This is a genomic window from Sphingobacterium prati (genome assembly GCF_013167215.1).
Lineage (GTDB): Bacteria > Bacteroidota > Bacteroidia > Sphingobacteriales > Sphingobacteriaceae > Sphingobacterium > Sphingobacterium prati.
The window spans coordinates 278,344-302,637 of the sequence record NZ_JABJWY010000016.1; the positions used below are offsets into that span (position 1 = coordinate 278,344).

The following is a 24,294-nucleotide window of genomic DNA, read 5'->3' on the forward strand; positions in this document are numbered from 1 at the left end:
GTATGTGCCCTTTTCTGTACATACAGCATGTACAGAAAAGGATACTGGTCTGTCTAGCCCATTTTTTTGTTGCCTTCAAAGTGGATCATCCAGGCTATGCCAAATTTATCCTGAAATGAGGCAAATAATTCAGCAAAAAACTGTTCACCCAAGGGCATTTCGATGTTTTGAGCATCTACCGAAAGTTTATCATAAAGCGCTTTGGCCTCTACAGCCGATTGCGCGTCCAGCATCAAATAGCTGCCCGTTCCAAATGTGGCTTTTTGCCCGAAGCTTTCGACACAATCTGAACCCATTAGCATAACGGAATCATTGATGTGAATTGCAGTATGCATAATTTTATTCTTATCAGCATCAGCGATCGGATATGCAGGATCTGCCGGCATGTCGCCAAAACGATGAACTCCGATCAGCGGAGTATTAAATACGGTCCTGTAGAATTCAAATGCTTCTTCACAGTTGCCGTTAAAATTTAAATATGCGTGTAATAGTGCCATGATATATGATTTTTGTTTGATACATCAAAGATAAGTTTGCTAATGACAACTGTCTGTCACTAGCGTTTGGTAAATCCTCTTTATAATATAATTAATAATAAGTGTTTGAATCTGCCGCTATCTTCAGCAACTTGTCAAATAATTTGTTGTCATGGCAACTTGATATAAAACAACTGTTGTACTGCATTTTTATTGAATAGGATTTTCCGTTTTTTTCCCTGCGACGTAAATGTGCACGATCAATATCATATGGTTGCATTCTTGTTCAACTGTGGTGAACCTATGAACAGGTAAAAAAAACTAACAACTTTTGATTTTTAGCTTTATGAGCTCGAGCCTGTCTTCAATGGACATTTAAGGTACTTGGGTTTATTATGGTTCTTGTTTTTTTATTAAACGATTTTTAGTTAGCTTTTGTTAAACCAAATAGAACCATATAATAAACTTAAATAGGAAATATTATTGAAACTCCTTATTTAGATGATGGTCCGCTAGTATTGAAAGATAGTAGTGAACTTTTATAGGGGCTATAAGAGTCAGCTTTGGATTATAGTAAACCTTTACAGACGTTTTATGGACGCTAAATCACCAATAAAAGATGAATCTGAACGGATCCATGCATTGTATGATTATGAAATTCTAGACACAGCGGCAGAAAAAGAGTTCGATCGTATCACCGAGATCGCGTCACGTGTATGTAATATGCCTATCTCATTGATATCATTGGTAGACAAAAAAAGACAATGGTTTAAGTCTCGTGTCGGACTTGAAGTTGAAGAAACTTCGCGCGATTTATCTTTTTGTCAATATGCGCTTCCAAACGATCAGCTATTGGAAGTTGTGGACGCTACGGAGGATGAGCGGTTTAAATCCAATGCGCTCGTTATCTCGGATCCACATATCCGATACTATGCAGGCTTACCTTTAGTCGACCCTAATGGATATGCTTTGGGGACATTGTGCGTTATTGACAAGGTTCCTAGACAGCTCGATGAAAACCAAAAAAAGATATTATCACTGCTTCGGGACGAAGTTGTCGCACTCATTGTAAATCGAAAGGAAAAGGAGAAGTATAAAGAAAGTGAGCAGAAGCTGAAAGCCTTTTTTGACAATTCACAGAGCCTTATGTGCACCCATGACCTTGAGGGAAATTTTATTACCGTCAACGAGGCTGGAGCGAAAATACTAGGATATGAAAAAGCCGAAATTGAAACCCTTTCTCTTTTTGATATTGTGCCCAAGGTAGGCCATCACAATTTACGAAATTATTTAACTGAAATTGTAAAAAAAGGGGTCGTAAAAGGCGAAATGCGCACGTTGTCAAACAATGGGGGAATGCGTGTTTGGATGTTCAATAATATCCTCCAGACCAATGGAAGCAAGCATGCTTATGTTATTGGAAATGCGGTGGATATTACAGAACAACATTACTTGGAGAAAGATCTGAAACATGCACAGGCCATGTTGATAAGGACTGGTCGGGTAGCGCGTGTAGGCGGATGGGAGTATACCCTCAAGGATGGAAAAATTATCTGGTCAGAAATTACTAGAGAAATCCATGAAGTTCCGGCAGATTACGAACCCGATCTCACGACGTCGCTAAATTTTTATAAAGAAGGACGACATAGGGAAAATATTATCCAAGCCGTTGAACAAGCTATTTCCACAGGTAGACCCTGGGACCTTGAACTAGAAATTATCACATTTAAAGGCAATAAATTGTGGGTACGCTCACTAGGCAATGCTGATTTTGAAAACGGAATCTGCGTACGTCTGTATGGTACTTTCCAGGATATTGACAAGCGCAAACGAATGGAAGCTGAGTCCTCGAATTCAAAAAAATTATTGGAGGATGTATTGGAAGCCACCTCCGCAGTGGCTATAATAGCGACGGATCCCGAAGGAATAATATCGTTGTTTAATAAAGGTGCCGAAAATCTGTTGGGATACAGCAGTGAAGAAATGATCGGTAAGTTCAGTCCGACGCATTTCCATCTGAAGGAAGAAGTAGACTCAAGGGCTGGAGAGCTGGAAATAACATTGGGCCATTCTGTAGAAGGTTTTAGGGTCTTTGTCGAAACGGCTGAACTTCACGGTGCGGAGCAGCGTGAATGGACTTATATCCGCAAAGATGGTTCGCGGTTATTTGTGTCATTGGCGGTGACCATTATCAAGGATATCGAGGATAAGGTTGTAGGTTATCTTGAAGTCGCTACTGATATCAGTAAAATTATTAATCAACGTCAAGAACTCGAAAAAGCAAAAATACTTGCTGAACAGGCAAGTGCAGCAAAGTCCGAATTCTTAGCCAATATGAGTCACGAGATCCGGACACCCCTTAACGGAATTGTAGGGTTTACCGATTTATTGACAAGGACCTCGCTGGACCATACACAGCGCGAATATCTGGGTATGGTTGAACAATCCACCAGTTTATTGCTTGGAATAATCAACGATATTCTGGACTTTTCCAAAATTGAAGCTGGTAAGCTAGATCTGGATATAGAACAAACACAGCTCTATGAACTGGTTATTCAACTTAATAAATTTTTTAACATTCAGATTCAAGCCAAGGGATTGGCGTTTCATTTAAATATCGCGTCTGATGTCCCGAGCTATATTTGGACAGATGCGCTTCGCATTAAACAGGTATTGATGAATCTGTTGAGTAATGCTACTAAATTTACCCAAAAAGGAAAAATTGTACTGAATATATCGGTCATTTCACGTGAAGCCGAAAATGCTGTTTTGCGTTTCAGTGTTCAGGACACGGGAATAGGCATCAAGGAAGATAAGCAAGCAAAAATATTTGAAGCTTTTTCGCAAGAGGATACCTCAATGACCAAACGCTATGGTGGCACAGGGCTTGGGTTGACCATATCCAACCGACTGCTAAAAATGATGGGGAGTGAACTGAAGCTTGAAAGTACTGTTGGCATAGGAAGTCATTTCTTTTTTGATATCCATTTACGCGCAGTATGGGGAATGGATGAATGGGAAGAGCTTGCCAACATGAAAACTGTGCTGGTCGTTGCCGATGATGAATCGGAGCGAGAATCGTTGGTCAAAATGTTGACCCTAAAAAAAATCAATACAGTGCAGGCAAAAAATGGATTTGAAGTTTTACAGATGTTGATGCGGGGTAGTCGCTATGGAGCAATACTTATTATGAATAATTTGCCTATTATGAGCGGCATAGATACCGTACGGAAGATTCAGGAAAAGATCTTTAATGAAACATATATACAGCCCATTATTCCCATATTTGAACCCCATGAGTATGAAGCGGCCTCGGTTTGTCAATCCCTGAACATCCAACAATGGCTTTTCAAGCCCGTTAGACAAGAGGATCTTTACCGGATGCTGGCAAAAGTTAAGAGCTAAAGAAAAATATAAATACGAAATAGTATCATTTCTGCTATGCTATTCTTCAACAATGCTCTTTGCCAAGTATTTGGACGAGTATAGCAAAATACTTATTGGTTAGTTCAGCAGTTATCTATATTCCTTATCTTTATTGCAGCAGTGAGATCTTACGTTTTCTAGCATGATTGCTTTTAAAGTTTAAAAAGATTTCAGTGAAATTGGCTGCTCCGTAAAAATGAATTTTTTGGGCTGCTGTTCAGTTGAGCTGAAGAGTAATCCGATAGGTAAAACAACAAAACTAAATAAATGAAGGTGAATATAAAAAATGAACTCTTAGCGCTTGTTACAGTTCTTTTCTTGCAACCAGCCTTTGCGCAATCATTAAAAGCTTCCAAGCAAAGGCCGAATATTGTTTATATCATGAGCGATGATCACGCCTATCAGGCCATCAGCGCATATGGGCATGGGTTGAACAGCACACCAAATATTGATCGACTTGCAAAAGAAGGTGTTCTTTTTACAAGAGCATCAGTCACGAATTCGCTTTGTGCACCTAGCCGAGCAGTACTTTTAACAGGCAAACATAGTTTTATCAATGGCAAAGTAGATAATGAAGCACGCTTTGATTGGAACCAGGACAATTTTGCCAAAGCGCTTCAGCAACATGGATATCAAACAGCGTTAATAGGTAAAATACATATGGATGGTTTGCCACAAGGTTTTGATCACTCCGCTGTGCTTATAGATCAAGGGGAATATTACAACCCTAATTTTATTATCAACGGTACCAAGCAACAGCTCAATGGCTATGTGACTGACCTGACAACTGACATGGCAATTGACTGGATCAAAAACCGCGACCAGGGCAAACCCTTTTGCTTACTCTTTCACCAAAAGGCTCCACATCGTGAATGGTTGCCGGCAGTCAGACACCTAGCTGAGTATACGAAAATGAAGTTTCCGGAGCCCAAGACATTGTTTGACGATTTTAAAAATAGAGGTACCGCAGCTAAAACCGCTGAAATGAATATTCTGAAAAATATGAATTGGGCTGGTGACAATAAAGTACCCCCTGCAATGATGGACGAATTGGGACTGAAGGGTTTTATGAGCTGGGACAAAACCGCTTATAATAATATGCTAGGAAGGATGACCACACAGGAGCGCGAAGCTTGGGATAAGGTATATAATCCTATTATGGAGGATTTCAAAAGTAAATATCCATCCATGAGCCAGGAGGAACTCATGCGTTGGCGCTACCAACGCTATATGCAAGATTACCTGGGAACAGTCGCTGCGGTTGACGAAGGGGTAGGGCGTATGCTCGATTTTTTAAAAGAAAATGGACTGGACGAAAACACAATAGTGGTCTATACATCCGACCAGGGTTTTTATTTAGGCGAACACGGCTGGTTTGATAAAAGATTCATGTATGAAGAATCTCTGCGCACCCCGCTATTGCTGCGCTATCCGGCTGAAATAAAGGGGGGAAGAACATCTGAGGCTCTTGTCCAAAATCTTGACTTCGCCCCGACATTGCTTGATTATGCAAATGTAGCTATCCCCCCAGACATGCAAGGTAAGTCGTTCAGAAAACTGGCTAGCGGCAAAGACGAAAACTGGCGTGATGCAATCTATTATACCTATTATGAATATCCTGGTATTCATGCTGTAAAAAGGCATTATGGCGTTCGAACCGATCGCTACAAGCTTATCCACTTTTATTACGATGTGGATGAATGGGAGCTTTACGATTTAGAAAAGGATCCCCAAGAATTGAATAATGTGTATCAGGATCCCAAGTATAAAGATGTGCGGGCCAGAATGCATAAAAAGCTCGAACAGCTTAGAAAAGAGTATAAAGATTCGACTGTAAATGATAAGTCCTTTCTTCCAAAGAAGCCAAAAGTATAATTGATCCGAAAAGTAAGAGAGAGGCATCGCCTCTCTCTTACTTTTAAAGTTGTTTATACTTTCTTTTTGCTCTTATCCACATAGAATCTAGGATTATTGCGTAATAACCCTAGTCAAAAAGCGTAGAAAGTCTGAAACGGTATTATTTTTAGTTCTGTTCTTTTATATTATAGTAATAATTAAATACAGCATGAAAAATAAATACATAAACAAATCCGAAGTCGATAAGCTAAAAATGATGGTCGCCGATATTGATGTAGGAATGATGTGCACGTTTTCAGGAAATGAACAATTTCCAAATGTCGTATCCTTAAAAAGACAAGAGTTGGATGACGATGGTGTTATTTGGCATCTGATTTCTTCTGAAAGCATCTCCTTTAAAAACTTACAGACAAATGATAACGTAACGCTCATCTATACAAAGCCAGGGGACCTTCAGTTTATTCGTATCGTTGGCAACGGTATGGTCAGCGACAGCAAAATCCGAATTAAGAAATATCGAAATCATATAGACACAAAATTGTTTGAAAAAGGTGCTGATGATCCTAAAATTAGAGTGTTAAAATTAAAGGTGACAGCTACCCAATATTGGAAATCCGATTCCGGGAGTCTTATCACAATTTTAAAAGTGCTAGGCAGAGCAATTTCCGGACGCGATACAGATTTTATTTAGCCAGGGTTGAGCAAAAAGTTAAGTATTTTACACATGCTCCGTGATTTTCAAGGATGAGGGGGAATCAAAGAATATTGCAGGAAAATTTTAAGAACTTATGTCGATCCAAAAAAAAGCATCATTAATTAAACAATAGATATCGCCACTGTCGTAAATATCTTGAATGCTCTTCCGGACTAAACAAAAACGCTTTCTTAACCTCTTTAAGCAGTTGTGAGAGCGTAATTTTTTATAAAGAGGATCTAGGTCATATATATTTCTGAAGTAAACCTTGATTACACATTTTTAGATTATTTCTATCCTAAACTTTTTTTCCAAACCGCTATATAAGCTATCAATGGGCAAAGGCTTTTCCGTATTCTGTGAATGTATACTCTACGAAAGGAGGAAACTCCTCGAACTGTTTTTCAGCTGATTTAAAACCACATCAGCTTCAAGTTATTTCAATTGTTCCCGATCTCAATATCGAATTAAAACAACAGAATATATTGAAAAAATCTAAATGTAAACATCCTAACTATAGTTTAAAACAGCTGTTAAAATAGACTATTTGGTGTATTTTTATATCAAAATTATGTAAATTTAAAATAATTAAAACTATAATGGTATATTTATGTTCTAATATGGTGTTATGAAGTATAAACTTTTACAACAAATCCTGCCGTTGATTGAGCTATTCGAAGATGAAAATAAGAATGGTAGCTATAGTGATGATGCTGAAGGATTTAAAGGCTGGGTGGTAAGCAAGCAAAGTGGTTTACTTGCTGAACCGCAATGGGAAGGTAAAGAAAATGGGCGTAGTCCAGAGAGTGTGATAAGTACATTAATTGTGCATATGAACAGATTTGCAAAAAGTTATTCAAAAGCTGCTATTTGGGGATCTGCTTTTTCTACACAAGAGGAATTTATCTATTTGATTACGTTGAAATCATTTGGACAGATGACAAAAATGCAATTGATCAAACGGAATATCCATGAAAAGCCAGTAGGTATGGCCATTATAAACCGCTTGATCAAGCAAGGGTGGATTAGTCAGGATGATTCTGAAATGGATAAGCGTAGTAAAGTAATTCACCTGACATCAGCCGGTTCAAAGGTATTGGATCAACAAATGGAGAAAATACGGCATGCTACACAGCTTGTTTCTGGCGATCTTACTTATAATGAAAAGATGGCATTAATCAACTTATTGAATAAACTTAAGGATTTCCATCAGTTAATTTATGATAAAAATATTGCGTCTAACAAATTGTTGGATGGAGCCAACATATAAATTCAAAAGAAAATGAAGAAGAAAGTAGCTGTCATTGGTGCAGGTTTTTCGGGGCTTTCGGCTGCGGCCTATTTGGGTCGAGCTGGGTATGATGTTCATGTTTTTGAAAAGCATGGACAGCCAGGCGGACGCGCTCGACAATTTTCTACGCCCGAGGGCTTTAAGTTCGATATGGGGCCCAGCTGGTACTGGATGCCCGATATTATAGAATCCTTTTTCTCGGATTTTGGCTACAATAGCGCAGATTTTTTTGATCTCGTGTCGCTCAATCCACAGTTTGAAATGATTTTTTCTTCTGGAAAGATCAGTGTTCCCGAGTCATATGAAGAGTTAAAGCGGCTCTTCGAAAGCATTGAAGCTGGGGCCGGGGCGCAACTTGAAAAATTTATGCATGCCGCAAAATTCAAATACGAAGTAGGGATGCGTGATTTTGTCAATAAACCTTGCCATAGCTGGCTCGAATTCATATCTCCCAAAATCGCACGTAGTGCATTCAAATTGGATCTGCTTTCTAGTTTTAGGTCCTATGTCGCAAAATATTTTACTGATGAAAGGCTACGTACGCTGATGGAATTTCCGGTTATATTTTTGGGGGCTTCGCCCAAAGATATCCCAGCGCTATATAGCTTGATGAACTATGGTGGCTATGTATTAGGAACACATTATCCCAAAGGAGGGTTTTATCAGTTGGTATTGGCTATGCAGCAGGTAGCCGAAGCGCAGGGTGTAACATTCCATTTTAACCATAATGTCGATGCAATAAATATAGAAAACAAAAAGATCCGTTCGCTCAGGATTAATGGCGAAAATCAGGAATTTGATCTCGTGGTTGCCTCGGCCGATTATCATCATATTGAAATGCAATTACCCGAAAAGTTTAGGAATTATGATACCGCATATTGGAAAGGTAGGACATTTGCGCCTTCCAGCCTGATTTATTACCTCGGACTGAAATCATCCATAGCTAACCTGACACATCATACGCTTTTCTTCGAGCATCCTCTGGATGACCATATTGATTGCATTTATGCCGATAAAAAATGGCCTGAAAATCCACTTTTCTATGCCTGTTGTCCATCCAAATCGGATAGGGATGTTGCTCCTGTTGGGCAGGAGAACCTCTTTTTGTTGATGCCATTGGCTACCGGCGTCTCGGATGACGAAGAAACACGTGAGGAGTATCTGATACATATGCTCGAACGCCTCGAAAAACAAACCGGAGCAAAAAATCTCTATCAACAGATTTTATATAAGCGGAGCTACTGTGTCAGTGATTTTGTACAGGATTATAATGCCTATGGTGGAAATGCCTATGGGCTGGCAAATACCTTGAAACAGACCGCTGTATTAAAACCTAAAATTAGAAACAAATCCGTTCAAAATCTTTTTTATACGGGCCAGCTTACGGTGCCTGGACCAGGCGTGCCCCCCTCGATTATATCGGGAAAAATCGTTGCCAAAGAAGCCATTGAATTATATCATAAATTATTAGACCATGAAGAAACTATTTGATGAACTTGCATATGAAGTAAGCAAAAAAACAACTGAGAAGTATAGTACCAGCTTTTCTTTTGGTATTTTGGCGCTGAAACCTAGTATTCGTGACAGTATTTACGCCATTTATGGCTATGTGCGACTTGCTGATGAAATTGTGGATAGTTTTCATGGTTATGATAGGCAGCGCTTGTTGGGAAGGCTATATTTAGAGACAAGCTATGCCTTGGAGGAGCGTATTTCTTTAAATCCAATATTACAATCCTTTCAGGAGACCGTACATAAATATAACATCGATATTGATCTTATTCGTCAATTTCTCCATAGTATGAAAATGGATTTGAACAACGTGGATTATAACGCCGAACTTTATAAAGAATATATTTATGGATCTGCAGAAGTCGTTGGATTGATGTGTTTACAGGTCTTTACGGAAGGAGACAAGCAACATTACGAGGAGTTAAAACCCTATGCGATGAAACTTGGTTCTGCTTTTCAAAAAATAAACTTTTTGCGGGATCTTAAAGATGACTATCATATCCTTGGACGTACCTATTTTCCGAACTTGGATATGGCTGTTTTCGACAACGCACTCAAAAGCCAGATTGAGGATGAAATTCACAATGAATTTAAGGAAGCTCTTTTAGGAATCAAAAAATTGCCTGCATCGGCAAAATTTGGTGTTTATCTGGCTTACAAATATTATCTTTCGTTATTTGCCAAGATCCGGAAAAAATCTTCAAAAGAGATTCTGGAAAATAGAATTAGAGTTCCGAATGCAGAGAAAGCTTATGTTGCTTTAAAAAGTTACCTGCGTTACAAAACGGCTTATTTATAAAATAGAGATATGAATTTTATTATCGTATTGATCACTTTTATTGCGATGGAGGGCGCTACCTGGCTTATTCATAAATATATTATGCATGGCTTTCTTTGGATATTGCACAGGGATCATCATGACCATAGTAATGCGGGATTTTTGGAAAAGAATGATTACTTTTTTGTCATCTTTGCGCTTCCTACCATTGCATTAATGTATTTTGGATCGCTAAAGGGTTATAATTATCTGTTTTATATAGGTTTAGGGATTATGCTGTACGGTATGGCATACTTCTTTGTACATGATATTTTTATCCATCAACGGTTCAAATTGCTGAGCAAAACAAACAATCGTTACTTTTTGGCACTTCGTCGTGCTCACAAACAACATCATAAGCATCTAGGTAAGGAAGAAGGTGAATGTTTCGGCTTCTTATATGTTCCGATGAAATATTTTAAAATGTACAGTAATAATGAAAAGGCGTGATGGAATATACTTATTCACTTATCTTATTTTTTACGGTAATAATCTGTTTTGTCGCCTCCTTCGACAGGCGGCTTCGATTCGATCGTGAATTTATCCCATTTCTCAAGGCTTCAGCCCTCGTCGCGATATTTTTTATCGCCTGGGATATCTGGTTTACCAGTCGTGGTGTATGGTGGTTCGATACCCGTTATACGATAGGGGTAGTGATTGCAGGATTACCTCTGGAAGAATGGTTGTTTTTTATTTTTATTCCTTTTTCCTGTATCTTCACCTATTTCTGCATAAATAAGTTTTTCAGATTGGAGCAGCTCAGTGCATTTAATAATATATTGGTCTTCGTCAGTGTTATCGTTTGCGCTGTAGTGGCTCTCCGCTATGCAGACCGAATATATACAGTTGTCACTGCAGTGGTAACCATCCTGACGCTATTGATCTTCCATTTTGTATTACGTGTACAATGGATCACGCAGGCCTCTCTGGTGTTTACATTGCTTATGTTAGGATTTTTGCCTGTGAATGGCATACTGACAGGGACAGGGCTGGAATCGCCGATAGTCAATTATAATCCAGCAGATTTTATGGGGATTCGGATACTTACAATTCCGATTGAAGATGCGGTATACGGATATAGCCAATTTCTTTTGGTCCTGTATTTTTTCAAAAACTTTCAGAACAAACAATCAGAGCAAACCGGACAATTACAATTTATCAGTCGTCGCCCTAAAAAGTAAAATCATGAACAGAAATAATGTTGTGCTTGTAGATAAAAACGATCATGCACTTGGTCAGATGGATAAGTTATCCGCACACCAACAGGGCCTGTTACACCGCGCCTTTTCAATCTTTATTTTTAACGGCAGCGGGGAGTTGCTCCTTCAGCAACGTGCGTTTGATAAATATCATGGAGGTGGTCTTTGGACCAATACCTGCTGCTCACACCCCCAGCTTGGAGAGAATGTTTTGGATAGTGCTCAGGAGCGTTTGTTTTTCGAAATGGGTATTTCTTGTCAATTGACCTTTTCTTTTTCCTTTATTTATCATGCTGAAGTAGAGAATAACCTGATTGAGCACGAATACGATCATGTTTTTACGGGATATTTCAGTGCAGACCCTATACTCAATCCAGCAGAAGCTGCTGATTTTAGGTGGTGCCCGGTTGAGGAGGTTCTAACAGATATTTCCGTTCATCCAGCGCATTATACGTATTGGTTTAAGGCGGCTCTCCCGCAGGTGATAAATTGGATTAAACAACAGGGTATATAAAGTATATGTATTAACACATAAGCCATAAGCATGTCGAAAAAATGTTATCTCGATATTGATGCCTTAGAAGGAGTTGAAGCTATGGGACAATATTTTCTTGATCTGGTAATTATTGTTGCCGGAACCTAATCACTACATTCCATCTATTTGAGCCGTTAACTTTTATAGGCTTAAAACAATGTACCTTTATTCCTTGTTAAATAGTAACGAAAGTAAAATTTTAGCATAAATAAAAAAGAACAGATTGAGGAATTAATTCAGCTCAACGAAGACCTAGAAAATTATTTTAGTAATACCATTATTCCGCAATTATTTGTTGATGCAAATTTAATTTTAAGAAAGTTTACACCGCCAGCAATGAAACAGTTTGACCTCAAATCTGAATTCATCGGCATGCCATTAAAGAAAATTAAGGAAAATTTTAGATTTCCTACTTTTATCAATAATATCAATTCGGTGATCGCAACAGGAAAAATCCTGGAGAAGGAAATCCAGACCACAGATTTCAAGTGGTATCAAATGAATGTTCTCCCTTATCATGTGCGTCATGAGAATAGAACCAATGGTGTTATTATCACATTTGTCGATATCACTCCGAGGGTGAATGATCTCAAAGAGCAAGAAAAGCTTGTTGTGGAACACGAGTTGTTGCTCGATACCATTGCACATGATATCAAAAATCCCTTAGTGGGACTTAACCTTTCATTTCGTTTGATCAAAGATCTTAAAGACAAAAATTCCGATAAATTCTTGACCTTGATCAGCAATCACGAGAAGAGCTTACAAGAGATACAAAAGGTAATAAATGGCCTGGTCGAGAGCCGTTGGGAAAAACAGCGGTATCAGGCTGCTGTTGAATTAATCGATTTGCCAAATATTATCGAAGATGTACGCTTAAGTCTTTCGCAACAACTAATAGAAACCAATGCACGCATTACGCACGATTTAAAAGTTGGCGAACTGACCTTCGTTCGGCGAAAATTACGTAGTATGCTCTATAATTTGATCAGCAATGCCATAAAATATACACCGGCGTCGCGTTCTCCTGAAATTATAGTTAGATCCTATATGGAAGATGGCTATTTCGTCATCGCCGTCAAGGATAACGGTATAGGTATGCGATCCGAAGATCAGAAAACGATTTTCGATAAGTTTCAGCGGGCCTCTAAATCGGTCGATGGCCAAGGTGTGGGCCTCTATCTGGTTCAAACGATAGTTTCACAAGCGGATGGAAAAATCGATATAAATAGTGAACTCGATAAAGGTACCGAAATAAGAGTTTGGTTGAAATCCTAATGCTATTTTCTTCCGTTTAAAACAAGCTTCCAATCACAGAGAGTAATGAATTCCTACATTGCTACGAATAAGTTTGAAACATCGTGACATTCAAGATGCTCACGATTTAAAATACCATCCCGATTGTGTCAATTGAAGAGTCCTTTATTATTATATATCTGAGTAATCTGTTGGTCTACATAGGTTAGTTACGTTCTTAGAAACATTATTCTGGTATTGCGGCAGCTCGGCCATTGGTTTATATAAAGGCCCAAAAGCTTTCCAATGTGCATCGCGCGCTGTCATGTTTTCGAAAGTCGTAAGATAAATTAAATTCGGCATTGTGCTCCCTGCGATAACTTGACCATAAAAAACTGCATTAAAATTTAGTTTGTTGAAGATATCGATCTCACCATTATTAAACATGGCGATTTTGTTTGCAGATAACTTTTCTGTCGGACCTTCATAGCTCCTCAATTCGTAAACACGTTCTCTTTTATCAGCTTTTAGTTTTGGAATAGACAGAGATGGCATCCCCTCAAAAGCTTTCATTAAAATCGTTTCGACCCTTGAATATGGAGCGCGGTTATGTGCAGCATCTAGGTACTCCTTTCCGGACGCTAAATACTGTTTATCTTTTAAAATATCTACATCAAGACTTGCAAATTTTTCAAGATTAGACGATGAGCTTAGTACGTAAACCAACTTATCTGCTTTGTCCTTATTGTCAATTGGTTTAAAAACTCCAACGTCTTTAAATCCCAATTTATGCATTGCTGGCAGGTAGGCGTTTTCAAGAAAACGATCGATCACTTGTTCTTGTTCTGTCGTCTGGAAATGATAAACTTTCAATTGAAAATAAGTGGTTGTTGCATTGGCCAAACAGCTGTATTGACTACTGATAAAAATCAATATTATTAATATCCAATGTCCTGGATTTATAGATCTGATCATGTTTAATATTTAGTTTTATAGATTTAGATTATTATTTTTTTGTTTTCCTCTCATTAGGAAAATACAGATTAAAAATAGGTTTTTTTTGGAACAATATATAGCGCAAAATGTACCTTCATAATATTTATAGTATACTGATGGCAAAAATTACCAATCACCTAGAGCTTGAGGAAGAACCCAGGGCAGATTGTCAGTGTAGCTATTTCAGATTGGAAGCACGTGCAGAAAAGTTGGCTGTTGCTATGGGAAGGAAACTTTGCACGTTGCAAACTGTTCTTCCACTACACATGACGAAGCAGCAGATACGGCTTATTAGCAGCCAAAGGAAGACAAATACTATTATCTATCACTAAAATATCACGTGGAGTAAACTTATATACTAATGAAAATGAGTATCTTTAATCTGATCGTTTTGATCCTTATAATCACAACGGCAGGCTTTAAAAGCTTTAAAAGTAGTCTGTATAACAGGGAGACAAAAAAGAGGGTAAGACCGCAGCAAAAAAATAATAAAGATTAGCACTTATTCATAATGGAGCCAAACGTGAAGAATAAATCATGTAGTAGTCATTGGGAATTGTTGCCCGGCATTGGACTGGGAAACGTGACCTTTATGATGAGCAGGTTACAGGTCACTGCCTTTGATGATATCTTAGGTAAGATTACCTCAGAACATAATCCTGCAGATTTGAAAAATCATGTATGGGATACTTACGAGTTATTAAAAGATTTCATTACCGAATCGGAAATGAAAGAAATCATGGAAGCCATAGAGGCAGCAAATGCAGATGATCCACGTGGTGTTATCCTCATCCAGCATCGAATGGCAACTGGGCTGACATTGGAATATGAAGACGAACAGTTGACAGAAATCTGTGCCGATGACAGAGCAAAGCAGCTACACTTCAATCTGATCCCTATATTCTCAACTAGCCCGCTCAGTTTGGTCAAAAAAATGGCAACGGAGCTGAAGGAAAATCCTATCGTTAAGGATGATGAACTGGTATTTCCAAAAAATAATATTTTTCTATTTTCTTTCTTGAGAAAAGACCTGACAGAAGGCAACCCGCAAAACAGAACCATGATGTGGCGCGTAAAGCCACGGATTTTAGGAACAGATTTATCGGAGTATATACCGTTGAAAATAATATGAGCTACGTTATTACTTTTCCTATTTTTTTTACTTTTCTCGCCCGTGCCGGAAAGCAGATAGTCAATCTAGGAGTCTGTAAATGCCTTGGAAAATACTAGCGGGTAGACTATCGTTAGGGCAAGCTGTCCCACATTGCTGTGGGAACAGGCTTCCGTTATTACTGTTCCACCCTATGAATGGTCTACCAGAACTGACCATCGACAAAAGCACCATGGAGAAAGACGGTATTTTTGATTTTTGCACCGTTGTCTTTTTTCTTCGTCCTCACACCCGAAAGGCTACAAAATGCGGTTAACAAAACTAAGATTGAAAGGTAGATCTTTTTGATCCTTTGGCAGTACCGTCCCCAATTTTTTAGCAGCAAGGCCCAATGCTCCAATGTAACATGCTGACCATCCAGCTGCGAACAATTGTTCAGGATTTGTTCCTGCTCCGTTCAGTCCCGGAGGAGTCAAAAGGATGTCCAGTTTCTCGTCGCTGCTTTTAGCGCTTCCTTCTCTGCCCCCGGTAGTGCGGGTCTTTGCTGTGTAAAGTACTTTTTCGATTTCCATTTTTTTTGTTTTTTATTGTTAAGTAAAATTTTTATGTGTTCCACAAATTGCTTATTCCATTTTCTTCCTTTGTTCACCCTTTGTCCGCTGTTTGATGGTACAAATAGCGTATAAAATTTTTATGCTAACTGTTCAAAATAGCTTAACCGGACATATTTAGGAGTAAAACCTTATCTACCCAAGTCCTTGGCCGCATATATAATGTGGCATATACGGTTAAATGAAAAATAGGTAGCCGAAAGTATGGCAAGCGCAATCAGTGTATCGGCCACTGAATACGGACCCAGAACAGCGACTTTAGAACAGAAGGCGAAAATAATGTCGAAGAGCATGCCTGCAAACACCCATTCCTTGAGTCTGTTAAATTTATTCGGAATGAGTAATATGAATACGCCTACGATTTTGAAAACGCCGAGAATATAAATGAAATGTTCCGGATACCCCAATTTACGGGTGATATCCCAGACAGCAGGATTGCGGGTCAGTTCAAAGAATCCGCTCAGGCCAAACCATAAGGAGAGGAGGATACTTCCTGCGAGATAAACCTTTTTGTACGTTGAATTTTTCATGATATATAAGATGTGTATACGTTATGAGATAAAGGTCAAGAATGGCTTTTTGAAGTTGCGTTATAATCCAATACTTGTTGCGTCAATGATTTCCCCTGACTTCTTATCCTGTTCGAAGGCGATAATTTCCCATTGATTTGACGGGTCGGGCAGCCTAAAAGAAAAACTATCCTGTGTTTTTATACTGCGGCTCTGCAGTTCACGTACAACCTGAACATGTGAGAGGGCTTTACCTGCATTTTCGCCGGCTGATACCTGTGAAGAAGCGTGTTTTTGAACCAGTGCTATAAGTATGTCCGTGTTTTTTGCTTTCGAAGTTGATATATAGCTTACCTGTATATTTCTCCCTTCTTTCTGCTCCACTTTTAACCTAAGGTTTTCATGGTGTGTTTCCAGCATTGCGGATTGGATAGCCTGGAGTACTTTGCCCGTTTCTGAACCTACCATTTCTGTTTTGCCGTTGATGACCATCTGCGGGGTATAAAGTGTGCTGAGATTCATCCATGTCGCATACTGTTTTTGCCTTTCGGTAAATTTGCTGTTGCTAAATCGGTCCCTCCATCCCTGATGGTCCCAGTAATCAACATGAAGAGCCATGATAAAAAGTTTTTTGTTCTGATTGTCCTTTTCGAGTTTCCTAATCAGTTCATCTGCCGGGGGACAGCTCCAACAACCTTCCGAGGTGAAGAGCTCGACTACGGCAAAACTTTTGTCCGCATTACAGCTTTTGATATTTGCCAGTTTTTTGTCATCTGCAAATGCTTTGAAAGCCATGATCAGCAAAATGGCGAGCGGTAGGCTCAGGCAGTATAGAATTTCTTTTATTGATTTCATGATCTGAATTTTTGATGTGTATTTAACGTTGGGATAATTAATTGAATATTTTTAGGGCGAAACCAAAGTCTTGTGGTGGCACGCAGACCTGGTCACTGCACTGCATGAATTGGATCGTTCCCCTAATTGTACCGTTCTTACCCTTCAATTTGATCCGCTGTCCGAATTCAACCTCGTTTTCAAAATAGGTAACCTGCATTCCCAGTAGTTTTTCAAATTTGCTGAGCGGTGTGGGTTGAGTAACAGTACCGAGAAGCTGATATGAACTGTCAGGTTTGAATTTAAAGTTTGTTTTAATGGGACTGTTGCGACTGTTGCCCAGCGCATACATGTGCCATCCCGGAGCTATCCTGGCTTTCATGAGAATTTCCCCCTCATCGTGGGATTTCCGTTTAAGGGTACATTCCCACGTTATCTGGCCTGTTGAGGTCTGCCCTTTAGTATGTCCGCAGAACATCATAAAGACCGTCATTACTAAAATTGCTAATCTGTTCATTTCTTCGTTTGTAATTTGTTAAAGCGTAAGTTTTGTTAGACAAATAGACAGGAAATCTGCTGGGATTACGCCTTTTGCCAAGGCAGCTGCTATAAATTTCTTTTTCATAGTAACAACTGTCTATGTCATTATTTATCTGAGCGATCTGAACGCGGCTCTGAGTTCTTCTGTAAAGATCTGCGGCTGTTCCCATGCTGCAAAGTGACCGCCTTTCGGTGCCTTATGATAGTAATGTAGGGAAGGGTAAGCTGCCCTTGACCAGCTTTCAGGAGCTTGGTAGATTTCATGCGGGAATACTGATATGGCTACCGGAACTTTAATATCTCTGGTTTTCTGATGTTCCGAGCTAAAATTATTGTTGTTGTTTTCCCAGTAGAAACGCGATGATGAAGCTCCTGTATTGGTAAGCCAGTACAGTGTGATGTCATCAAGGATAGCATCGCGGCTGATTACTTTTTCAGGTTTGAGATCACTCTCAGACCATTCCGCAATTTTTTCATAGAGGAACGCAGCTAATGCAGTTGGTGAATCGGAAAGCAGGTATCCGGTGGTTTGTGGACGCGTTACCATCATTCCTCCATAGGCGGCGTTTCTGCCAAAAAAGGTGCTCATGGAATTATAAGCTTTGGTTTCGAATTCCGAAAGACCGGTCGGTGCAGGATCACCAGCATTAATTGGTTTCACAAGTTCCGTCGGGATGGTGGCGGGCATATTGATGTGAATACCCAAAAGTCCTGAAGGGGCCTGTCTTGCTAGTGCATCGGAAATAACCGAGCCATGGTCACCACCCTGAGAAACGTATTTTGTATAGCCGAGGCGTTTAACAAGCGTGTCCCAAGCTTTGGCAACACGATCAGGGTTCCAACCCAATTCTTTTGGAATCTCGGAGAAGCCATATCCTGGGATAGCAGGTATGATGACATCAAATGCATCTTCCGCCTTTCCACCATATTTAATAGGATCTGTCAATGGACCGATGGCATCAATGAACTCCAATGGTGAACCCGGCCAGCCATGGGTCAAGATAACAGGTAAGGCATTTTTTTCTTTTGAGCGTACATGGATAAACTGGATATCAAGTCCATCAATCTTGGTAATAAATTGCGGTAGGGCGTTAAGCTTATTCTCCGCTTTGCGCCAGTCATAGCCATTACTCCAATAGTCAATCAGTTCCTTTAACTGTGCAAGCTGGATACCCTGGGATTCGTCGTTAACTGTTTCTTTATCCGGGAAGCGAGTTTCTGCGATACGTCTTTTGAGTTCGTCAAGTTTAGACTGAGGAATATTGATCTTAAAAGGTCTGATGGCTCCATCAGATTTTGCGGATTCTGTTTTTGTAGCCTGTGCATGAGTAATTGTCGGAATACTTAATGCGAACGTCGCTAACATAAGGATGGTTGTCATTTTTGTTTTCATTGCTGTTTGATTTAGATTTTAGAATATCTTTCTTTCTGTTACAGCAAATGTATTGTGCGTACGGAGCGAATTAAATGGGAAACTAGTTCAATTGGACATATTCGGTGTTGAGTTGGAAAATATAAGGTGCAGAACAGATGGTTCTATTTAGCAAAATAGAATAAAAGGAAAGATGTGCTGAAAAAAAAGCTAATAAGTTTCTTTCAGAACAATGCTATGGGTGGAGGAAGGTAGTGTATTTTAACGATTAACTTCCCTAGTTTCAAGAGAATAAACAACAATCAGGCTTAGATAAGTTGTTTATTCTAAGCCTGATGATGAGAGCGCATGATTATTTAGACTTCATCATTATTGTCCAGCGTACCCGACTCACGGCCGTTGCCTTTGTCATATCTGGCAGCCACTCTACGGGTGCGTAGAGCTTGATCCGACGGAAGACTATTGGTCTGTTGCCCTCTGCTGTAGAAAGTATCTTCGCTAAAGTGATAATGATTGTAAAATTCAGTACTGTCATAGCTGCTAGCGCTCACAACAAAACCCACGTCGCCGGTGCCTTCAAAAACCTGTCGGATGGATAGTTCCGTCTCCGGGCCGACATGATCTTTTTGGTAATCCGGCAGTCGGATTAACTGATCTTCGTTGACGGATATAATTACGACTTCGCCATCATCAGCAGGATTATAAAGATAATCGGTTGCCGGTTCTTCTGTGGGAATTTCGTCAACAGTGAATATAACGCTATGATTAATTGGTTCGACAGGTGGAGTAACGTAGGTTTCATCATTGCTCGCCTGGATCCGTTTGCCATCATACAGCGATGCAAGACCTATAGGAACTAATATTTTCTTATTTTCTTCTACGACTAAATCTGTATCGTTGAGATCGACGATAAGATAACGGACTTGCTGGCTATGCGGATCGAAGAGCAGATCATCCACCTCGCCGATCAATTGACCAGCCTCGTTCTTTACTTTCCATCCTCTTATATCAGGTTCTCCGTCGACAATTTCATAATCGCTTCCACCTAGTTCGATCAAGTGATCATATTTTTTTTCTTCTAATGCCATAACTTCAATTTTTTATCAATTTTAATTTATTCCAAAAAACAACATTGGATACCCTTACCCTCATATTCGGATTTTAAGATTCAATGCTATTTACATCGATTGAATTCTAGTTAAAGGCCGTTGTCGCCAGGATATTTCCTTGAACTGCTGTTGAGTTTACGGTCGTATCAAGTGTAGACTCATTTACTCTTTCATCGCTGTAATTGCGTTTAACAAGAAATAGAATTAGTGCTAATGCGATAATTGCGAGCAGGAGCCAGAGCCACCAACTTGCTTTATTTTTAGGTTTTACTTCTAAATGTGCCATATACTTTTTCAGAAAGAACAACTTATGTATAGCTTCGTTTGGAAAAGTTTCTTTTGAATGGTGTCAATTAAAAAGATATGTTTTCAGATGAGATAATTGAGATACTATCGCGTATCTATTAAATTGCTGGAAAGATCACCCTTAGTATCCATAGGAAGGGGGAACCGGATGAATCCGGCAGGATTGACCTACTTAGAAATAAAATTGAGTAAATATTATCCGACAAAAATGCAGGAATTGGAGTTTCAATAATTAAAAAAATTGAAAGGAAACAATTCGCTATACGGGGAGCGGCGATCCCCCATACAAAGTGTATTTAGAAATCAGCAATAATGAACTTTTTCATTCCCATCATTTTTTTGAATGCGCCAGGCTTTTTGTTGAGCTCTTCCCAATTTTCGGGAGCAACTTGCCAGCTTAACCCGTATCTGTCTTTAAGCCAGCCACAAACACTTTCTTGTCCTCCATCCGACGTCAGTGCGCCCCAATAGTAGTCTATTTCAGTCTGGTTCTTGCAGGGGATCATCAGCGAAATAGCCTCGTTAAATTTGAATTCTGGTCCGGCATTGATCCCGATGAAACGCATTCCCAAAATCTCAAATTCAACGGTAAGCACTTTTCCAGCGAAATCCTTTTGGAAATCAGCCAGTCCTTCAGTTTCGGAATTGGGGTAATAAGTAATATTGATGATCTTGCCATCTTTAAAAACCGATGTGTAATATTCTGCGGCTTCCTGTGCGTTGCTGTCAAACCAAAGGTTTGGAATTATCTTTTGCATAGCTTTTATTTTTTTGTTTATTTCTTCTAAAGCCAAATCCGTTTATCCATCCTAACTTTTTTATTCATGCTATTCGAATAGTCAATTTGTGTACTTACAAATTTAAAAGATTTGTTCTGCGAGGAACTTTCCATAGGATAAGAAATAGAATACATTTTCATGGCGCTTCCAGACCGAAGCGAGGTTTTAGTCACAACTGTACCGGATTGGGATACTTCGCTTGCTATCATTTCAAAGACCTTTGTAGCGTAATCAAATTAAAAGAGTCGATGATAACAACTTGATACAAGGGCTTTTTTTAGTTCTTGTTGCGACAATCTATGGATTTTTTGAAGTTTACATTGTCAATAACGGACTGGTCATCTTCAATGAATCTTTGGAAGCAAGCTTTGAACATTAGTTGCTTAATCAAGCCAATGAATGATGTTGATGAACTACTCAAAACATTTTTAATGGACTGTTGTTATTGGGGCAAGATTTACGCCCAGATTATGAAAATATTTTTTTTCCTCAACTATTTACTTTGTTTTTCATCGCTGCTTCTGACTAGTTGTTCTTCCTTGATAAACACTGTTCAGGTACAGACGTTGACGAAAAACTATTGTGCACCAAACGTCACCTATCATTCGATCCCTGTTCAACAAATTTCACCTTCTGATAGTATCCTGTTGTTAAAATATTTCTCAGCCCATGATTTTGTGCTGATTAAATACCTTAATCTAGCACAACCAGCGCTTAACTATTTAAACAGTCCTAAATATGCTACACAGAGACTGTCGGCCAAACAAACGATGACTGAAAAATATATGTTATTCGAGTCAGAATTGAACGCGATTGCAGCTGAACTCGATTGCAATGGAGAACGCATTGATAAGCTCGCTGGATATATTGACGAGCTCAATGCAAAAAAGCAAACTAGACTTACAGTAGCTTCCATTCTTTTAGGCGCAGTAACTGCGGTTACTGCAACTACGGTCCAAAACAACGATCTTAACAACGGATTGAGCATTGCCGGTGGTTTGGGTACGGCAGTACTAGGATTTATGACGTTAAATCCAAAAGGAAAAAGGATTAAGATGAGCCTTCAGCGCAATATGCTTGAGAGTATCTGGTATCAAAACAACAGTTCACAAATTTATCCTAGTTCAATCTGGGGAATTTTATCTGAGAAGAGGTTTAGTAACTCATTAAACCTGTCCCTCGTGGAAACAATCCGGCAACGCTGGTTACAATATGGCTTGGACGACCAGCAGAATAGTCCCCTTGAGAAATTGTATTTCGGGGATGGTGGCGTCTTTGCGGTCGAAGACCTACATGATCTAGCTAATATGCACAATGAATTGCAGGCGACTATAAGATCCATACAACAGGATATGCGAAGCCTGATGCTAAGCATAACATCGTTAGATTGATTTCACCGAGGTGCTGCACCTGTCGGCCAAGGAACTCCACATGGTGCTGGACTTATTTTCCAAGATACCATGGTGCACGATATTGATGACACATTCAGGTACTTCCAATACGTTTTCAAGGGTATGTTTAGTACTATTATCCTGCGCTCTGGTTGTTGGCGAAAATACACATATTGGCGGATTGACACTTACCACATTAAAAAAACTGAAGGGACTTAGATTAACTGTGCCCTTTTTAGCTATAGTGGATGCAAAACATATCGGTCGAGGTGCAATGGCATCGTGCAAAATATTTGATTTTTTGTAAATTTTTATTGTGAATATCTTTTTTTGTTCACAAAAAAACGAAATGTCTAAACTATAGCAGATTTCATATTTTTGCAATGAATTTGATAAAGTTCAATTATTTGTTGACTTGACAGTTGATATTAAATGTGGATTATCAAAAAATGAACTGCTGGTATTACCGCTGATTGATATACGTTTTGCCCCATTTTTCTAAGGCTAGAAAAATTTCTTCAAGAGATTTACCTAAATCCGTTAATTGGTATTCCACTTTCGGCGGTACAACCGGAAATACTTCCCTAATGATCAGACTATCTTCCTCCATTTCACGAAGCTGTGCAGTTAAAGTCTTATCCGATATGGGATCCAGCCGGTCTTTGATATCTTTAAATCTTAATGGATGGCCCGCTCTCAAAACTTTATAGATTTTTAATTTCCATTTACCTCCCAGGATAGACAACGAAGCTTCGATGGTACAATCAACATTGGGATTGTTCTCACAGTTGATAGTGGATCTTCTGCTATAGCTCATTTTTTTTTATTTATTTTTTGTGATAACAATCTTTAAATCAATAATGCAAACCGTGTTCTTAGTTACTTACCTTATGGTAAGTTATTGTAATTCAGATTTTTGTATTTTAATTTTGGCCGTAGAAATTAATATATAATATATGAATAATAAAATTCTAATTGCCGGAGGTTCATCCGGTATCGGTTATGGTATAGCCAAACACTTTTATGAAAAAGGATGGGATGTCCTCATTACCGGCAGAAACAAAGATAAATTAAATTTGGCAAAAGCTACAATGCCTGGCATCCATACGTTGGTATATGACAGCGCGGATGAAGAACATCTAGCGGATCTGATCAACTTTATAGAAAGCAACTGGAATGGAAAGTTGGATATCTTAGTCAACAGTGCTGGCCATGTAGAGTTGGGAAGTTTAAAGGATATTTCAAAATCATCGCTGGAGGATATGTATCAGGCTCATTTGATTGGCCCGACTTTGCTGGCATCAAAATGTTTGAAATTCCTGGCTGCCACAAAAGGACATATTTTGAATATTACCAGTAGTCATGGCATAAAAGTGTATTCCGATTTGAGTGCATATGGTTCCGCAAAAGCAGGGTTAAATATGCTTACAAAAATCTGGGCACTCGAATTGGCTCCGATTGGTGTTAAAGTTAATGCCATTGCCCCTGGACCGACTAATACCGATATTTTGAAATCTGCTGGCTACGACGAAGAGACAATTCTAGCCATTCAGGACAGTGAAAAAAAACAGATTCCCTTGCAGCGTAGGGGAAATGTTGAAGACATTGTTTCTGTTGCCGTATCTATTTTGGATTCTGAATGGACTACAGGCATTATTATACCAGTGGATGGCGGAATCTCTATTTCTTAAACCGC

25 protein-coding genes are annotated in these 24,294 nt (G+C 39.1%); 13 read left to right on the top strand and 12 right to left on the bottom strand.

Going from position 1 to position 24,294, the window contains the following annotated elements; genetic code table 11:
- Window positions 1-53: 53 nt before the first annotated feature.
- Window positions 54-497, bottom strand: coding sequence for a VOC family protein (locus tag HPC41_RS04875; RefSeq protein ID WP_172392864.1), 444 nt, complete (start codon window positions 495-497; stop codon window positions 54-56).
- 573 nt (window positions 498-1,070) lie between these two features.
- Here HPC41_RS04875 and HPC41_RS04880 point away from each other — a divergent pair.
- The 10 genes from HPC41_RS04880 to HPC41_RS25680 all read left to right on the top strand — a co-directional run bounded on the left by HPC41_RS04880 (window position 1,071) and on the right by HPC41_RS25680 (window position 13,082).
- Entirely contained in the window at window positions 1,071-3,881 is a 2,811-nt protein-coding gene (locus tag HPC41_RS04880) for a PAS domain S-box protein (protein ID WP_172392867.1), read from the top strand.
- A 288-nt stretch (window positions 3,882-4,169) separates the two neighbouring features.
- Complete coding sequence (locus HPC41_RS04885; RefSeq protein ID WP_172392869.1) at window positions 4,170-5,777, top strand: sulfatase family protein; 1,608 nt, start codon at window positions 4,170-4,172, stop codon at window positions 5,775-5,777.
- A gap of 190 nt (window positions 5,778-5,967) precedes the next feature.
- Window positions 5,968-6,450 carry a pyridoxamine 5'-phosphate oxidase family protein gene (locus HPC41_RS04890; RefSeq protein ID WP_172392870.1) on the top strand — a complete coding sequence of 161 codons (483 nt, stop codon included), beginning with the start codon at window positions 5,968-5,970 and terminating at the stop codon, window positions 6,448-6,450.
- A 631-nt stretch (window positions 6,451-7,081) separates the two neighbouring features.
- Window positions 7,082-7,723: a MarR family winged helix-turn-helix transcriptional regulator gene (locus HPC41_RS04895; protein ID WP_172392872.1), complete on the top strand. Its 642-nt coding sequence runs from the start codon at window positions 7,082-7,084 to the stop codon at window positions 7,721-7,723.
- A gap of 12 nt (window positions 7,724-7,735) precedes the next feature.
- A complete protein-coding gene (locus tag HPC41_RS04900; RefSeq protein WP_172392873.1) occupies window positions 7,736-9,235 on the top strand; it encodes a phytoene desaturase family protein in 1,500 nt (499 codons plus the stop codon).
- On the top strand, window positions 9,219-10,055 hold the full coding sequence (locus tag HPC41_RS04905) for a phytoene/squalene synthase family protein (protein ID WP_172392874.1): 837 nt from the start codon (window positions 9,219-9,221) through the stop codon (window positions 10,053-10,055). The genes HPC41_RS04900 and HPC41_RS04905 overlap by 17 nt, the downstream gene beginning before the upstream one ends.
- Window positions 10,056-10,064: 9 nt before the next feature.
- Complete coding sequence (locus HPC41_RS04910; RefSeq protein ID WP_172392876.1) at window positions 10,065-10,523, top strand: sterol desaturase family protein; 459 nt, start codon at window positions 10,065-10,067, stop codon at window positions 10,521-10,523.
- On the top strand, window positions 10,523-11,254 hold the full coding sequence (locus HPC41_RS04915) for a lycopene cyclase domain-containing protein (protein ID WP_216660660.1): 732 nt from the start codon (window positions 10,523-10,525) through the stop codon (window positions 11,252-11,254). Before HPC41_RS04910 ends, HPC41_RS04915 begins: the two co-directional genes overlap by 1 nt.
- A 4-nt stretch (window positions 11,255-11,258) precedes the next feature.
- Complete coding sequence (idi, locus tag HPC41_RS04920) at window positions 11,259-11,786, top strand: isopentenyl-diphosphate Delta-isomerase (RefSeq protein WP_172392879.1); 528 nt, start codon at window positions 11,259-11,261, stop codon at window positions 11,784-11,786.
- A gap of 255 nt (window positions 11,787-12,041) precedes the next feature.
- Complete coding sequence (locus HPC41_RS25680) at window positions 12,042-13,082, top strand: sensor histidine kinase (RefSeq protein ID WP_343043788.1); 1,041 nt, start codon at window positions 12,042-12,044, stop codon at window positions 13,080-13,082.
- Between the two features lie 150 nt (window positions 13,083-13,232).
- Here the strand turns inward: HPC41_RS25680 and HPC41_RS04930 are convergent, their stop codons facing one another.
- Window positions 13,233-13,943 (bottom strand): NIPSNAP family protein, encoded by a 711-nt coding sequence (locus HPC41_RS04930; RefSeq protein WP_246250395.1) that lies wholly within the window; start codon window positions 13,941-13,943, stop codon window positions 13,233-13,235.
- A 616-nt stretch (window positions 13,944-14,559) separates the two neighbouring features.
- On the opposite strand from HPC41_RS04930, the gene HPC41_RS04935 reads away from it, so the two are divergent.
- On the top strand, window positions 14,560-15,168 hold the full coding sequence (locus HPC41_RS04935; RefSeq protein ID WP_172392882.1) for a hypothetical protein: 609 nt from the start codon (window positions 14,560-14,562) through the stop codon (window positions 15,166-15,168).
- Between the two features lie 278 nt (window positions 15,169-15,446).
- On the opposite strand, the gene HPC41_RS04940 is transcribed toward HPC41_RS04935, so the two are convergent.
- The 8 genes from HPC41_RS04940 to HPC41_RS04975 form a co-directional block, all read right to left on the bottom strand.
- Entirely contained in the window at window positions 15,447-15,719 is a 273-nt protein-coding gene (locus tag HPC41_RS04940; RefSeq protein ID WP_216660661.1) for an OsmC family protein, read from the bottom strand.
- Between the two features lie 170 nt (window positions 15,720-15,889).
- Window positions 15,890-16,288: a DoxX family protein gene (locus HPC41_RS04945; protein ID WP_172392884.1), complete on the bottom strand. Its 399-nt coding sequence runs from the start codon at window positions 16,286-16,288 to the stop codon at window positions 15,890-15,892.
- Between the two features lie 60 nt (window positions 16,289-16,348).
- Complete coding sequence (locus HPC41_RS04950) at window positions 16,349-17,122, bottom strand: DUF1223 domain-containing protein (RefSeq protein ID WP_172392885.1); 774 nt, start codon at window positions 17,120-17,122, stop codon at window positions 16,349-16,351.
- Between the two features lie 37 nt (window positions 17,123-17,159).
- Window positions 17,160-17,618, bottom strand: coding sequence for a protein-disulfide reductase DsbD N-terminal domain-containing protein (locus tag HPC41_RS04955; RefSeq protein WP_172392886.1), 459 nt, complete (start codon window positions 17,616-17,618; stop codon window positions 17,160-17,162).
- A gap of 132 nt (window positions 17,619-17,750) precedes the next feature.
- Window positions 17,751-19,034 (bottom strand): epoxide hydrolase family protein, encoded by a 1,284-nt coding sequence (locus HPC41_RS04960; RefSeq protein WP_172392888.1) that lies wholly within the window; start codon window positions 19,032-19,034, stop codon window positions 17,751-17,753.
- A gap of 335 nt (window positions 19,035-19,369) precedes the next feature.
- Window positions 19,370-20,101, bottom strand: a complete 732-nt coding sequence (locus tag HPC41_RS04965; protein WP_172392889.1) for a PRC-barrel domain-containing protein — start codon at window positions 20,099-20,101, stop codon at window positions 19,370-19,372.
- 106 nt (window positions 20,102-20,207) lie between these two features.
- Window positions 20,208-20,408: a hypothetical protein gene (locus HPC41_RS04970; RefSeq protein ID WP_172392891.1), complete on the bottom strand. Its 201-nt coding sequence runs from the start codon at window positions 20,406-20,408 to the stop codon at window positions 20,208-20,210.
- A gap of 316 nt (window positions 20,409-20,724) precedes the next feature.
- The gene (locus HPC41_RS04975; RefSeq protein WP_172392893.1) at window positions 20,725-21,186 is read right to left on the bottom strand and encodes a VOC family protein; all 462 of its coding nucleotides are present in this window, start codon (window positions 21,184-21,186) and stop codon (window positions 20,725-20,727) included.
- 491 nt (window positions 21,187-21,677) lie between these two features.
- Between HPC41_RS04975 and HPC41_RS04980 the strand changes: the two genes are divergently transcribed.
- Complete coding sequence (locus tag HPC41_RS04980; protein ID WP_172392894.1) at window positions 21,678-22,598, top strand: hypothetical protein; 921 nt, start codon at window positions 21,678-21,680, stop codon at window positions 22,596-22,598.
- Here the strand turns inward: HPC41_RS04980 and HPC41_RS04985 are convergent.
- Window positions 22,590-22,886, bottom strand: a complete 297-nt coding sequence (locus HPC41_RS04985) for a flavin reductase family protein (RefSeq protein WP_216660662.1) — start codon at window positions 22,884-22,886, stop codon at window positions 22,590-22,592. The two genes, HPC41_RS04980 and HPC41_RS04985, sit on opposite strands and share 9 nt — an antisense overlap.
- Before the next feature lie 175 nt (window positions 22,887-23,061).
- On the bottom strand, window positions 23,062-23,415 hold the full coding sequence (locus tag HPC41_RS04990) for a winged helix-turn-helix transcriptional regulator (protein WP_172392896.1): 354 nt from the start codon (window positions 23,413-23,415) through the stop codon (window positions 23,062-23,064).
- 139 nt (window positions 23,416-23,554) lie between these two features.
- Here HPC41_RS04990 and HPC41_RS04995 point away from each other — a divergent pair, with 139 nt between their 5' ends.
- Window positions 23,555-24,289 (top strand): SDR family NAD(P)-dependent oxidoreductase, encoded by a 735-nt coding sequence (locus HPC41_RS04995; RefSeq protein WP_172392897.1) that lies wholly within the window; start codon window positions 23,555-23,557, stop codon window positions 24,287-24,289.
- The last annotated feature ends 5 nt before the right edge of the window (window positions 24,290-24,294 follow it).